Annotated in this window: 12 protein-coding genes; 10 read left to right on the top strand and 2 right to left on the bottom strand. The window is 53.6% G+C overall.

Features of this window, described 5'->3' with window-relative positions; all coding sequences use genetic code 11:
• The first annotated feature begins 78 nt into the window (after positions 1 to 78).
• The gene (gene holA / locus NYE26_RS22800; protein WP_036732248.1) at positions 79 to 1098 is read left to right on the top strand and encodes a DNA polymerase III subunit delta; all 1020 of its coding nucleotides are present in this window, start codon (positions 79 to 81) and stop codon (positions 1096 to 1098) included.
• A gap of 181 nt (positions 1099 to 1279) precedes the next feature.
• On the opposite strand, the gene rpsT is transcribed toward holA, so the two are convergent.
• Positions 1280 to 1552 carry a 30S ribosomal protein S20 gene (rpsT, locus tag NYE26_RS22795; RefSeq protein WP_036732246.1) on the bottom strand — a complete coding sequence of 91 codons (273 nt, stop codon included), beginning with the start codon at positions 1550 to 1552 and terminating at the stop codon, positions 1280 to 1282.
• A gap of 180 nt (positions 1553 to 1732) precedes the next feature.
• On the opposite strand from rpsT, the gene gpr reads away from it, so the two are divergent.
• The 6 genes from gpr to NYE26_RS22765 all read left to right on the top strand — a co-directional run bounded on the left by gpr (position 1733) and on the right by NYE26_RS22765 (position 8788).
• Positions 1733 to 2743, top strand: a complete 1011-nt coding sequence (gene gpr, locus NYE26_RS22790) for a GPR endopeptidase (protein WP_036690456.1) — start codon at positions 1733 to 1735, stop codon at positions 2741 to 2743.
• A gap of 194 nt (positions 2744 to 2937) precedes the next feature.
• Positions 2938 to 4311 (top strand): stage II sporulation protein P, encoded by a 1374-nt coding sequence (locus tag NYE26_RS22785; protein ID WP_339250318.1) that lies wholly within the window; start codon positions 2938 to 2940, stop codon positions 4309 to 4311.
• A gap of 30 nt (positions 4312 to 4341) precedes the next feature.
• On the top strand, positions 4342 to 4839 hold the full coding sequence (locus NYE26_RS22780) for a hypothetical protein (protein WP_339250316.1): 498 nt from the start codon (positions 4342 to 4344) through the stop codon (positions 4837 to 4839).
• Between the two features lie 225 nt (positions 4840 to 5064).
• On the top strand, positions 5065 to 6876 hold the full coding sequence (gene lepA / locus NYE26_RS22775) for a translation elongation factor 4 (protein WP_036732242.1): 1812 nt from the start codon (positions 5065 to 5067) through the stop codon (positions 6874 to 6876).
• 143 nt (positions 6877 to 7019) lie between these two features.
• Positions 7020 to 8204, top strand: a complete 1185-nt coding sequence (gene hemW, locus NYE26_RS22770) for a radical SAM family heme chaperone HemW (RefSeq protein ID WP_339250314.1) — start codon at positions 7020 to 7022, stop codon at positions 8202 to 8204.
• A gap of 176 nt (positions 8205 to 8380) precedes the next feature.
• Positions 8381 to 8788, top strand: coding sequence for a GNAT family N-acetyltransferase (locus NYE26_RS22765; RefSeq protein ID WP_339257594.1), 408 nt, complete (start codon positions 8381 to 8383; stop codon positions 8786 to 8788).
• Between the two features lie 103 nt (positions 8789 to 8891).
• Here NYE26_RS22765 and NYE26_RS22760 read toward each other — a convergent pair whose 3' ends face one another.
• Positions 8892 to 9608 (bottom strand): hypothetical protein, encoded by a 717-nt coding sequence (locus tag NYE26_RS22760; protein ID WP_339250312.1) that lies wholly within the window; start codon positions 9606 to 9608, stop codon positions 8892 to 8894.
• 211 nt (positions 9609 to 9819) lie between these two features.
• Here NYE26_RS22760 and hrcA point away from each other — a divergent pair, with 211 nt between their 5' ends.
• The 3 genes from hrcA to dnaK all read left to right on the top strand — a co-directional run bounded on the left by hrcA (position 9820) and on the right by dnaK (position 13409).
• On the top strand, positions 9820 to 10851 hold the full coding sequence (hrcA, locus tag NYE26_RS22755) for a heat-inducible transcriptional repressor HrcA (RefSeq protein WP_036732236.1): 1032 nt from the start codon (positions 9820 to 9822) through the stop codon (positions 10849 to 10851).
• Positions 10852 to 10900: 49 nt separating this feature from the next.
• Positions 10901 to 11488: a nucleotide exchange factor GrpE gene (gene grpE / locus NYE26_RS22750; protein ID WP_036732234.1), complete on the top strand. Its 588-nt coding sequence runs from the start codon at positions 10901 to 10903 to the stop codon at positions 11486 to 11488.
• Positions 11489 to 11561: 73 nt separating this feature from the next.
• Positions 11562 to 13409 (top strand): molecular chaperone DnaK, encoded by a 1848-nt coding sequence (dnaK, locus tag NYE26_RS22745; RefSeq protein WP_209872159.1) that lies wholly within the window; start codon positions 11562 to 11564, stop codon positions 13407 to 13409.
• Positions 13410 to 13455 lie beyond the last annotated feature (46 nt).

Genomic DNA, 13455 nt, shown 5'->3' with positions numbered 1-13455 from the left:
AGCCGTTTTTTTGTTAAAATGTACGAATGTATGTGTCTGATACGGACCAGGCAAGTAAATGAAAAAGGAAGTGGCGGGATGGATGCCAAAACGGCGGCCAAAGACATCAAGCAAGGAAAGGTCTCTCCGCTGTACCTGCTGTACGGCAGTGAGAAGTTCCGGATGAATGAATTCGCGGCCATGCTGGAGGAACACCTGATCCCCAAAGAAGACCGCGATTTCGCCGTGATCCCGTTCGATCTCTCCGAAACTCCGGTTCAGGCGGTCATTGAAGAGGCGGAGACGGTTCCGTTCATGGTAGAACGCAAGCTCCTGCTGGTGCGGGATGCGGCTCTGTTCACGGCAGGCAAGGAGAAGGCGAAGCTGGAACATAACGTGGAGATGCTGAGCGAATATATGCAGCACCCTGCCGAGTTCAGTGTGATTGTATTTATGGTGAACGGCGACAAGCTGGATGAACGTAAAAAAATCGTCAAAAGCATCAAGACCGCCGGCACCGTGCTGGCCTTCAATCCCCTGGGTGCGGAGGAGCTGCTGCGCTGGGTGGAGAAGGGCTTCCGCGAACGCGGCTGCTCCCTTGCGCCGGGGACAGCGGAGGTTCTGATTGCAAGCAGCGGAACCGGACTCCAGGGTCTGTCTGCAGAGATGGACAAGCTGTGTCTGTTCGCCGGTACTGGCGGGCGGGTGGATGCGGCAGCGGTGGAGAGTCTGGTCCACCGGGGGACGGAGCAGAACATCTTCACACTGGTGGAGGATATCGCGAATCTGCGCCTGGACAAGGCACTGAATACGCTCTATGAGCTGCTCAAGCAGCGGGAGGAGCCGATCAAGATCGCTTCGCTGATTGCCCGGCAGTTCAGAATCATCCTGCAGGTCAAGGATCTGTCAGCCCTTAGCTATTCGCAGGGACAGATTGCCTCCCAGCTCGGACTGCATCCGTATGCAGTGAAGCTTGCCGGAGAGCAGGCTCATAAGTTCGGAAGCCAGCGGCTGCGGCAGATCCTGAGTATTCTGGCGGATCTGGACTATCAGATGAAGACGGGAGCTGTCGATAAGGTGCTGGGGCTGGAGATGTTCATGCTGCGCCTTGGAGCCTGAATAGAGCGGCCTTACATGGAACGAATCAAAGAGCCTGTCCACCCGCGTGTATCATGGGATGGACAGGCTCTTTGATTGTACAGCGGTATTAATGAAGGAAGTTAACGAGCATAAAAAAACCTAACCGTATGCAGCATAGCGGTCAGGTTCTTCAGTGCTCGTTATGATTGTCGCCCTTGGCTTAGGCTTGAGCCTTGAGAGCGTTCAATTTCTTAGCCAAGCGGGATTTTTTGCGGGCAGCCGCATTTTTATGAACCAGGCCTTTAGTTACAGCCTTGTCCAGCTTTTTGGAAGCCGCTTGGAAAGCAGCCTGAGCTACTTCAACTTCCGTACCAGTCACTGCTACATCAGCAGTTTTCACAGCTGTACGAAGAGCGGACTTCTGGGAAGCGTTCAGTGCACGGCGTTTCTCGATCGTCTTGACGCGTTTTATCGCGGATTTGATATTTGGCATTGCATTCACCTCCTGAAAGACATTCGAAATCAACAAATGATTCACAACTTAAAATAGTTTAGCATGAAGGGTAGCAAAAAGCAAGATAAAAAGCTTTGTAATTCCCTTAGAGCGGTTTGTATAAACGGAGGCTTTCTCTCGCACACTATCAGCAATATGCAAAAGGAGGCTGAACTAAGAATGGAACTGGATCTTCAGCTGTATTCGGTACGTACGGACTTGGCGGTGGAAGCGAAGGAAATGGCAGAGCGGCACGCCAATACGCCGATCCCGGGTGTCAATGAGGAAGTGGAAGAAGCGGACGGTATCAAGGTCACGAGACTTGCTGTAGCAGATCTTGCCGGTTCTCAGGCGATTGGACGGGCTATCGGCAATTACGTGACCCTGGAGGTGCCTGGGCTGCGCGGAGGGGACACCGGGCTGCAGCAGAAGGTCTCCACAGTGTTTGCCCGGGAATTCGAGCACTTTCTGGATAAAATCGGCATTGACCGCGATTCCAAGGTCCTTATCGTAGGCTTGGGCAACTGGAATGTGACGCCCGACTCGCTCGGCCCGCTGGTCGTTGAGAATGCGCTGATTACCCGCCAGTTCTATGAGCTGGTGCCCGACCAGATTTCGCCCGGGTACCGGAATGTCAGTGCTATTGCTCCCGGAGTGCTCGGCCTGACGGGGATTGAATCCAGCGAAGTGGTACAGGGGATTGTGGACCGCACCAGCCCGGATGTCATTATAGCTATTGATGCGCTGGCCTCCCGTTCACTGGAGAGAATCAATACCACCATCCAGATTGCGGACATCGGCATTCATCCCGGCTCAGGGATCGGGAACAAGCGCAGAGGGCTGACCAAAGAGGTGCTGGGCGTGCCCTGCATCGCCATCGGCGTCCCGACGGTCTGCTATGCTTCCACCATTGTCAACAATGTGCTGGAAATGATGCGGACCCATTTCGGGCAGATGGCGGACGGCGGTGCTCACACCAAAGAAATTATGGGTCTCCTTGACGATATATCTGAGCAGGAGCGTCTCGCCCTGGTGAAGGAAGTGCTTGAGCCGCTGGGACATGACCTGATTGTGACCCCCAAAGAGATCGATGAATTCATTGAAGAGATCGCCAACATTGTGGCAAGCGGACTGAATGCTGCACTCCATGAAGCGGTAGATCCGGGCAATGTCGGAGCTTACACTCACTGATCTGTCACTTATCACCTCGCCCGCACCGTCTGCTATAACGCAGAACTGGTGGCGGGCTTTTTGCAATGCTGCCGCTTCACTTCTCTATCTATTGCTCCCTGCTATCTCTCATTCTGTGGTTCTAGCACAACCCTTCCGCTCATAGATTTGGAGTATGAGAGATTACAGAGGGCTTAGAGGAGGACATAACAATCATGAACAGAAAATGGTTTCAGCTATGGAATATAGGGCGGCTGCGCGGACGGCTGATGGATATTCTGTCGCTGGGAAGGACGATGCTGCTGCTGGCCGGAGGTTCGCTTGTGTTGTTCATGCTGCTTGGAGCTGGCGGATTGGCCGGGCAGAAGCTGAATTCTTCGCCCATTCCTTCCATGAAAGGTCTGGCGGCTTCGCTCTCCAGTGGATTCTTCATGGAGCTGCTGGGCATGGAGGTCCCCCATCTGCCGAAGGGCGAGGAGCCTTCAGCCTTCTCCGGGGACAAGGTGACCTCCTTCGTATTCCGGCTGCTTACCAGTGTTGATCCTGGTGATCCCAAGAGTCTGGTCTCCCGTGAGATGCCCGGACTTGCTGCCGATGATCCCTTCCTGCTGCGGCAAGGCTCAGGGGGAAGTACAGGAGCACCGGCCGATTATCATCCGGGGGGCGATGAACTGGCCACCGGGGAAGATCCCGGAGCAGGGAGCGATCCTGGAGCCCCGCCGGATTCAGGGAACGGTACTGAGACTGATAATGGCCATGACAGCCCGGGGGAAGGCGTGGTAGAGCCCGAGGCTTCGCCTGTCCCTGACCCGTCCGGTACAGAACCTGACGAGGGCTACTCCGGAAGCGGAGATGCGGAGAATGGCACAGGAGATACTTCGGTCAAGCGTATTCTCGTTTATCATTCCCATCCCCGGGAGGCCTATAATCCGCTGCTTGGCGCACAGAGCGACAACCCCAGCTCGGCAGTCCCTTCCAAGAATGTCATGCTGGTAGGCTCCTATATTGCCAAGAGGCTGGAAGAGCGGGGGATCGGAACTGTCCATGCCCAGGAGGACTATGCTACAGAGGTACCGGGCTACAACTGGAACTTCTCTTATAAATATTCACGTATGACTGTGAAATCGGCCATGGCCTCCAATCAGAATATGAGTGAGCTGATTGACATTCACCGTGATTCGCAGCGGCACGGCAAAACAACAGCCTTGATTAACGGGAAAAATTATGCCCAGGTATATTTTATTTTGGGGCATGCGAATAAAAACTGGAAACAAAACGAGGCCTTCGCCAATAAAATCCATCAGCTGCTGGAGAAAAATTATCCTGGAATTTCACGCGGGATATGGGGGAAATCGTCCGGAAACGGGAATAATGGGGAATATAACCAGACGTTGTCCCCGAACAGTGTGCTGATTGAGGTAGGCGGAATTGACAACAGCGCCGATGAGCTGAAGCGGACGGCGGATATTCTGGCGGATGCCATCGCTGATGTGTACTGGAGCAGCCGGGATGCCGAGAAGGCAGCTGCGCCAGATCAGGGCAGTACGCAATCTGGAGGCACCGGGGCAGAGACATCAACAGGTTCCTGAACGGATTATAGCTGAAAAGGAGCGGAGAATATGACACGGTTCGGTAAAAAGCTGGTAATGGTCGGAATATGGGCGGGCGTGGGGCTGCTGATCGGACTGCAGTTCGGCGGCGGCGGTTCGGGAGTCTCCGGTATACTGCCGGACTGGAGTAAGCCAGCCGGGAGCAGCGCGCCTGGACAGAACGTTCCGGCCGGAACTGCGTACGTTCCGGCTGCCAGTACAGCCACGGGCGGCCAGGCTTATGTATATGTGCCCGTGACTATTGATCCCGTAACGGGCGCTTACACCATGCTGCCCATGAAGCAGCCGGTTGCAGGTACACAGGCGCAGACGGCTGGCGGCACGGGCAGCCTCCCGCAACAGGAGGTGAAGGACTACTCTGCGCTCAGTCCTGAGCAGATTCTGATCCCGGAGGAGCAGAAGCCGACTGTGGATGTGCTGGCGGATAAGACCGCTGGCCTGCTCCAGCAGGCTTCGCAGAAGGGCATCCGCTGGGTGGTCTCCCTCTTCGACTCCTCGGAGGAGTGAGCAGGAACTGCCCGGAACCTCCCGGGCTGCAATGAGGTTGAGGACAAAAGCGGCTGCGGATGATGGAAGTCCGCACTCGTTTTTGTGTTTTTTTGCAGGATTCACCCTGCGATTGCAGAGGGTTCAGGCGGTTTCTTTCTTTTCCAGCGTCCGGCGGGATTGATGGGTGAAGCCCGTACTGTTATAATAAGTGGATTAACATTAGGCTGTCTGTGGGGGTAAGGAATGACTGACGTTCAGAAACGACAACAACAAATTCGCAATTTCTCGATTATTGCACATATAGACCATGGCAAATCGACATTGGCTGACCGCATTCTGGAGTATACGGGTGCGCTGACTTCGCGTGAAATGCAGGAGCAGGTTCTGGATCAGATGGATCTGGAACGCGAGCGGGGCATCACCATCAAGCTGCAGGCCGTACGCCTGACGTACCGTGCCGATGACGGCCAGGAATATTATTTGAATCTGATTGACACACCGGGGCATGTCGATTTCACCTATGAGGTATCCCGCAGTCTGGCTGCCTGTGAAGGCGCTCTTCTGGTAGTGGATGCTGCTCAGGGGATTGAGGCCCAGACGCTGGCCAACGTGTATCTGGCGCTTGACAACAATCTGGAGATTCTTCCGGTACTCAACAAGATCGATCTTCCGAATGCAGATCCTGAACGGGTGAAGCAGGAGATTGAGGATGTCATCGGGCTGGATGCCAGCGAAGCCGTTCTGGCTTCCGCTAAGGCAGGCATCGGCATCAAGGAGATTCTGGAGCAGGTCGTGAAGCAGGTTCCGGCGCCGACTGGAAACTCGGAAGAACCGCTTAAGGCGCTGATCTTCGACTCCCATTATGACCCGTACAAGGGCGTAATCGTCTATGTCCGCGTAATGGATGGCAGTATCCGTGCCGGTTCCAAGATCAGAATGATGGCCACTGATAAAACCTTTGAGGTTATTGAGGTGGGGGCATTCATGCCGCGTATGACCATTGTACCCGAGCTGAACATCGGCGATGTCGGCTTCATTGTGGCCGGGATTAAGCATGTGGGCGACACTCGTGTCGGTGATACCGTGACGGATGCCAAGCGTCCGACTGCTGAGCCGCTGCCGGGTTATCGCAGAATTAATCCGATGGTCTATTGCGGTCTCTATCCTATTGAGACCTCTGATTATAATGACCTTCGTGAAGCGCTGGAGAAGCTGCAGCTGAACGATGCTTCCCTGAGCTTCGAGCCGGAGAGCTCCAGCGCCCTTGGCTTTGGCTTCCGGTGCGGCTTCCTGGGGCTGCTGCATATGGAGATTATTCAGGAGCGGATCGAACGCGAGTTCAATCTGCCGCTGATTACTACCGCGCCGAGCGTTATTTACCGCATTAAGCTGACGAACGGGGAGACCATTCAGATCGACAATCCGTCGCATTATCCGGAGATCGGGACGATTGACTTCATCGAAGAGCCGTATGTCAAAGCAGCCATTATCGTGCCTAACGACTTCGTGGGAACCGTTATGGAGCTGTGCCAGAACAAACGCGGCGAATTCGTCAACATGGAGTATCTGGACAGCAACCGTGTAACCATTACGTACGAGATTCCATTGTCCGAGATCGTCTACGACTTCTTCGACCAGTTGAAATCCGGCACGAAGGGTTATGCATCCTACGATTACGAGATCTCCGGTTACCGCCAGTCCAATCTCGTGAAGATGGATATCCTGCTGAACAATGAGCAGGTCGATGCGCTGTCCTTCATCGTTCACCGCGACCGCGCTTATAACCGCGGTCGGGTCATCTGTGAGAAGCTACGCGGTATTATCCCCCGCCAGATGTTCGAGGTGCCGATTCAGGCTTCCGTCGGCACGAAGGTGGTTGCGCGTGAGACCGTTAAGGCCATGCGCAAGAACGTATTAGCCAAATGCTACGGCGGCGATATCTCGCGTAAGCGGAAGCTGCTGGAGAAGCAGAAGGAAGGGAAGAAGCGCATGAAGCAGGTCGGCAGCGTCGAGGTGCCGCAGGAAGCGTTCATGGCCGTGCTTCAGATTGAGTAGCAGCATATAAGCTCCCCCGGAGCTTTCGGTTTATCGCAGAAACGGGTGCCGTCCTACGCAGGGCGGTGCAGCCGTTTCTTCTTGCTTTTTAGCAGCAGGTAGTGTGGCAGGCCTGTATATTAATAGAACAAAGGAGACAGCTAATGAATACAGCTACGAGCACTGCACACCATGGCCGTCCCCCTGAGGCCGTATATATTCACATCCCGTTCTGCACCAATAAATGCTTCTATTGTGATTTCAATTCTTACGTGCTGAAGGACCAGCCGGTGATGGACTATCTCCATGCGCTTGACCGCGAGATGGAGCTGACCGTGCAGCACACGCCTCCGGGTGTGATCAAGACGATTTTTGTCGGCGGGGGTACGCCTACTGTCCTCAAGCCTGATGAGATGGCTTATTTCCTGGAATCGGTCCGCAGGCATTTCCCGCAGTGGGACGAGAATATTGAGTTCTCTATGGAAGCTAACCCCGGAACTACCGATATTGATAAGCTCAGAGTCATGAAGGAAGGCGGCGTCAACCGGGTCAGCTTCGGGGTGCAGGCGTTCCAGAATGAGCTGCTGAGCGGAATCGGCCGGATTCATGATGTGAATGACGTATACCGCAGTCTGGAGAATGCCCGTGCGGTCGGGCTTAATAACCTGTCGCTGGATCTGATGTTCGGCCTGCCAAACCAGACGGTGGATATGCTCAGAGAGAGTATCGACAAGGCGCTGGCGCTAGATCTTCCCCATTATTCCATCTACAGTCTGAAGGTGGAGGAGAATACGCTGTTCCACACCCTGTTCAACAAGAACAAGCTTCCGCTGCCGAATGAAGAGGATGAGCTGGCGATGTACCTGCTGCTTATGTCTACCATGGAGGCTGCGGGGTATACGCAATATGAGATCAGTAATTTTGCCAAGCCGGGGCTGGAGAGCCGCCACAACATCACGTACTGGCGCAACGAGGATTATTACGGCCTGGGCGCAGGGGCGCACGGATATGTGGGCCGGCAGCGGCACATGAATATCAAGGGCGTGAACCCGTATAACGAGGCTTCGCGCAGCGGGCTGCCGCGTTTGGACAGCTTTGAGATCTCCGAGCAGGAGGCGATGGAGGATTTCATGATGGTTGGCCTACGGATGCGCGAAGGGGTGTCGGATGCGGCGTTCCGTTCACAATTCGGAAAGCCGCTGGAGGCTGTTTTTGCAGGACCGCTGCATAAAATGCTGAAGGCCGGGCTGCTGGAGCAGGCCGGGGAAACCTATCGTCTGAGCAAGCAGGGAATCCTGTTCGGCAACGATGTTTTCGGGGAATTTGTCGGTGCTTTGACAGAGGTTTAATTTTGAAATACCTCTTGAATTGTAATTCACCTTGTTGTATATTTATTCATATTAACAACAAGGGGTGAGTCAAGGTGCTTGTCAAAACGGATCATTTCCAAGAGGCTTCTCCAGCAGGAGAGCAGCAAGTGATATGCAGAAATGCTACGGTGGAGGATGTAGAGCCGCTGTATCTGATGATAGAGGAGTATGCCAGGCAGGGGATTATGCTGCCCCGTTCAAGGCAAGCACTGACCCGCCAGATCGACCAGTTCGTGATCGCCGAGATCGGCGGCAAGTTTGTCGGCTGCGGTTCCTTGTTCCGGCTCGGAAATGACCTTGTTGAGGTCCGTTCGATTGGCCTGAATGATGCTGGCAAGGGCAAAGGTGTAGGAACGATGATCCTGGAGAAGCTGGTTGAAGAAGCGAGACGCCAGCAGATTCCGAAGATTATGGCCCTGACCTATGCTGTGGACTTCTTCCTTAAGAACGGCTTCGATGTGGTGCAGAAGGAGATTTTCCCCGAGAAGGTCTGGACCGATTGTGTGAACTGCAAGAAGCAGCATGCCTGCGACGAGATCGCCGTGCTGAAGAGACTGGACTAATCCGGCGGGCTCTAGCCCCCGGTAATAAACTATATAATAAGAAACCACTGTTCACCCGGACGCTGCTGCTTCAGGGTGACAGTGGTTTTTTGCGGATACAGGTTTATTGTGCGTAGATAAGCTTGCGCTGTTGCTCTACCAGTTCGGCAAGCTCCGGTGTAGCATATGCGGAAGGGTTAAAGGAAGGGGATAGTGTATTATAAGTAATTCCGATGCTGGACCCGTCCGTCATCTCAATCTCCAGCCAGTATTTGTCTCCCACCCAACCCTTGGTCTGCTTGTAGAGCTGCTCGAACGGGAGGTATTCCAGCTTGGGGAATTCGCGGATGAACACGGCGTTGGCCTCCGGAGTAAAGTCCATCAGGTCAGAACCGTCATTGCCGCTCACAAAACGGACGGTTTGTATTTTTCCCTCGATATCCAGCAGATCGTTAAGGGTGTTGGCGTCAGGGTTGTTGCGTGCTTCATACAGCCGGTCTCCCGCCCAGAGTCTCGCCGATGTCTTATAGCCTTCTACCTCGTAGAGCAGTGTGCCTGTCTTAAGAGTTGTCGCATCTCCATCCTGCAGCCCAGCGTGCGGACACTTCTGCTCGGATTTGCTGTAGGTAATTTTGCCGATCTCCTTGCCTTTGCCCAGTGGGGCGGGGTCAGGACCGGTATCATCGTAGTACATCACGCCGTCCCATTGCAGGATGGATATATAATCCGCATCCACACCGATGCACTTGACCGGTAAGATTTTACCTGTACAGCCCGTAAGTGCTAATGCAGTTAAGAGGCCTGCGATTATAGCCCATAATGCTGTTTTCTTGAAACGCATTTTTATCACTCCCTGAGTATTGGACGGCATTGTCCGGGAAATGGTTGCGGTGAAATATACAAAATCTTGCTTTGACTAAAATAGGCGCAATCAAGTTGCTGAACTCACTTGACAATGCCGAGGTCAGTTTGGTATTTTTGTATTAGTGGTTAGCACTCATCTCACTAGAGTGCTAACGAATCGGAGCCACAGCCGGATAGGAGGGAATAACATGTTAACTGAACGCCAGAGAATGATACTGAATGCCATTGTCGATGACTATATTTCTTCCGCTGAGCCGGTAGGCTCGCGCAGTATCTCGAAACGCGGGGATGTGGGCTACAGTCCAGCCACGATCCGCAACGAAATGGCCGATCTGGAGGATCTGGGTTATCTGGAGCAACCTCATACGTCGGCAGGGAGAATCCCGTCCCATAAGGGCTACCGCTATTATGTGGATCATCTGGTACCGTGGAATTCCGCCGAAACGGCCGAACTGGGCACGATCCGCGCTTTTTTCGCCGAGAAGCTGAATGCTACAGAGCAGGTTATCCAACATGCGGCAATGATCCTGTCCAATATGACGAATTATACTTCCATCCTGCTGGGACCGGAGGTTTTTCATACTTCATTGCGCCATTTCCAGCTGCTCCCGCTCGATGACAAGACCGCTGTGGCGATTATCGTTACCAGCACCGGGCAGGTAGAGAACCGAACCGTGAGTCTTCCTCCGGAGATATCTGTCTCCGAGATGGAGAAGGTCGTGAATCTGCTGAACAGCAAGCTGGTCAATGTACCGCTCTACAAGCTGAAGAGTCAGCTCTATTCCGAGCTGGGCGAAGAAATGCAGCGCCACATCTCCCATTATGAAGAATTAATGCAGGTGCTGGATAAGGCGCTGGAAAGCGACCATGATCAGCGGATTTACTTAAGCGGAGCCACGAATATGCTGACCCAGCCGGAGTTCAAGGACGTCGACAAGGTGAAGACGATTCTCGATCTGCTGGAGGAGACGCCTACGCTGCTCAAGATGCTCACCCCGGCCAGCAGCGAAGCAGGAATGCAGGTGCGCATTGGTACAGAGAATAAGCATGAGGCTTTTGCCAACTGCAGTCTGATTACCGCCACTTATTCACTGGACGGCAAGCCGCTGGGGAGCATCGGCATCCTGGGTCCGACCCGTATGGAGTACGCACGTGTAATGGGTATTCTGGGGATTTTGTCCCGGGATTTGACAGCGATGCTGGCACACTGGTATAAGTGAACAGAGTGTACTAGTCCATCGCGAATGATACTAAGGAGGTGAAGACAACTTGAAAGAGGAAGAGGTTCAGGAAATGAATGAGAAGAATGACCCCTCGATGAATGACAATCTTGCGGCTGAAGAGACTGATACCACAGCAGACAGCGGTTCATTCACGGCTGAAGAGGCCGGCGAGGCGGCTTCAGGCAATGAGGAATACAGAAAGCTGCAGGAGCTTGCAGATGAACATCAGGCGCGTACCTTGCGTGTGCAGGCTGATTTCGATAACTTCCGCCGCCGGACCCAGAAAGAAAAGGAAGAGCTGGCGCAGTACGCAACATCTAAGCTCGTAACTGAGCTGCTCCCGGTAATGGATAACTTTGAACGCGCACTGGCGACTCCTGCAGCAGGTGCAGACGCTGAAGCGTTCATCAAAGGCGTGAATATGATTTTCCGTCAGCTGGAGGGAGTCCTTAAGACTGAAGGGCTTACAGCTATGGAAGTGGTAGGGCAGCCTTTTAACCCTGAATATCATCAGGCGATCATGCAGGTGGAGAGCGAGGAGTACGAGGAAGGCATCGTGACGGAAGAGGTCCAGAAGGGCTATCTCCTGAAGGATAAGGTTCTTCGTCCGGCCATGGTCAAAGTCAGCATGTAGATCTGTTCTATATAAGATAATAAATATGGATGAAGCCCCGGGCTTCACATTATTTCTGAGGAGGCACATTACTGTGAGTAAAGTTATCGGTATTGACTTAGGAACCACGAACTCTTGCGTTGCCGTTATGGAAGGCGGCGAAGCCGTCGTTATCCCGAATCCGGAAGGCGCGCGTACAACCCCATCGGTTGTAGGCTTCAAGAAGGACGGCGAGCGCATCGTCGGTGAAACGGCAAAACGCCAGGCTATCACGAACCCGGACCGTACGATCGCTTCGATCAAACGCCACATGGGTACAGGCCACAAAGAAAGCATTGACGGCAAAGACTATTCTGCACAGGAAATCTCGGCAATGATTCTTCAGAAGCTGAAATCCGATGCTGAAGCTTATCTGGGCCAGACTGTAACTCAGGCGGTTATTACAGTTCCTGCTTATTTCAATGACAGCCAGCGTCAAGCTACTAAGGATGCAGGCAAAATCGCCGGCCTTGAAGTGCTGCGTATCGTCAACGAGCCAACAGCAGCAGCTCTTGCTTACGGTCTGGAGAAATCGGAAGATCACACCATCCTGGTCTATGACCTTGGCGGCGGTACCTTCGACGTATCCATCCTTGAGCTGGGCGACGGCTTCTTTGAAGTGAAGGCTACCAGCGGTGACAACCGTCTGGGCGGAGATGATTTTGACCAACTGGTGATGGATTACCTCGTAGCTGAGTTCAAGAAAGAGCAGGGCATTGACCTGAGCAAGGACAAGGCTGCTGTTCAACGTCTGAAGGATGCTGCAGAAAAAGCAAAGAAAGAGCTGTCCGGCGTACTTACAACTACAGTATCGCTTCCGTTCATCACGGTAGTTGACGGAGTGCCTCAGCACTTGGAGATCAACCTGACCCGTGCCAAGTTCGACGAGCTGACTGCAAGCCTGGTTGAGCGCACGCTGGGACCTACACGTCAAGCGCTGAAGGATGCCGGAATGACCCCTGCGGATCTGAACAGAATCGTACTGGTCGGCGGCTCCACCCGTATTCCTGCCGTACAGGATGCGATCAAGAAGCTTACCGGCAAAGAGCCTCACAAGGGCGTTAACCCGGATGAAGTAGTAGCCCTGGGTGCTGCTGTTCAAGCGGGCGTACTGACTGGTGATGTAAAAGACGTAGTTCTGCTCGACGTCACTCCGCTGTCCCTCGGTATTGAAACTGCAGGCGGCGTGTTCACGAAGATGATTGAGCGCAACACTACGATCCCTACAAGCAAATCGCAGGTGTTCTCGACCTTCGCAGACAGCCAGCCTAGCGTGGAAATCCACGTATTGCAGGGTGAACGCGAGATGGCGAACGGCAACAAGACACTGGGACGCTTCATGCTGAACGAGATTCCACCGGCACCGCGCGGCGTACCTCAGATCGAGGTTACCTTCGACATCGATGCCAACGGTATCGTTAACGTCTCTGCTACAGATAAAGGCACCAACAAAAGCCAGAAGATCACCATCACTTCTTCCAGCGGTCTGAGCGACGCAGAAGTGGAACAGATGATGAAGGATGCCGAGCTGCACGCTGAGGAAGACCGCAAGCGTAAAGAACTGGTCGAAGCCAAGAACGGTGCTGACCAGCTCGTATACTCCACAGATAAAGTAATTAAGGATCTGGGTGACAAGGTCGATGCTTCCGAGATCGACAAAGCGAATGAAGCCAAGGACAAGGTGAAGGCTGCACTTGAAACCGACAACCTGGAAGAAATCACTGCCGCTACAGAGGCGCTGAATGAGATTGTGCAACAGTTGTCCGTGAAGCTGTATGAGCAGGCTGCACAGGAGCAGCAGGGCGCTGAAGCGGGCCAGGATGCTTCTGAAGGCAATGCCAAGAAGGATAACGTGGTAGATGCGGATTACGAAGTGGTTGACGATGAGAAGAATCAAGGGTAACCTTAGACGATAAGTTCTATGGTGGTGAGAGGGAAGGTCAAGACCG

The organism is Paenibacillus sp. FSL P2-0136, assembly GCF_037975325.1.
Lineage (GTDB): Bacteria > Bacillota > Bacilli > Paenibacillales > Paenibacillaceae > Paenibacillus_AQ > Paenibacillus_AQ silagei.
The sequence above is the reverse complement of the archived record's forward strand: the minus strand, read 5'-3'. Positions and strand labels throughout refer to the sequence as shown.

Coding starts and splice junctions, on each gene's coding strand:
- NYE26_RS22765 (WP_339257594.1), top strand. CDS start 8,381: ATGATAGAGGAGTATGCCAGGCAGGGGATTATGCTGCCCCGTTCAAGG.
- rpsT (WP_036732246.1), bottom strand. CDS start 1,552: ATGCCAAATATCAAATCCGCGATAAAACGCGTCAAGACGATCGAGAAA.
- NYE26_RS22785 (WP_339250318.1), top strand. CDS start 2,938: ATGAACAGAAAATGGTTTCAGCTATGGAATATAGGGCGGCTGCGCGGA.
- lepA (WP_036732242.1), top strand. CDS start 5,065: ATGACTGACGTTCAGAAACGACAACAACAAATTCGCAATTTCTCGATT.
- gpr (WP_036690456.1), top strand. CDS start 1,733: ATGGAACTGGATCTTCAGCTGTATTCGGTACGTACGGACTTGGCGGTG.
- NYE26_RS22780 (WP_339250316.1), top strand. CDS start 4,342: ATGACACGGTTCGGTAAAAAGCTGGTAATGGTCGGAATATGGGCGGGC.
- NYE26_RS22760 (WP_339250312.1), bottom strand. CDS start 9,608: ATGCGTTTCAAGAAAACAGCATTATGGGCTATAATCGCAGGCCTCTTA.
- holA (WP_036732248.1), top strand. CDS start 79: ATGGATGCCAAAACGGCGGCCAAAGACATCAAGCAAGGAAAGGTCTCT.
- hrcA (WP_036732236.1), top strand. CDS start 9,820: ATGTTAACTGAACGCCAGAGAATGATACTGAATGCCATTGTCGATGAC.
- hemW (WP_339250314.1), top strand. CDS start 7,020: ATGAATACAGCTACGAGCACTGCACACCATGGCCGTCCCCCTGAGGCC.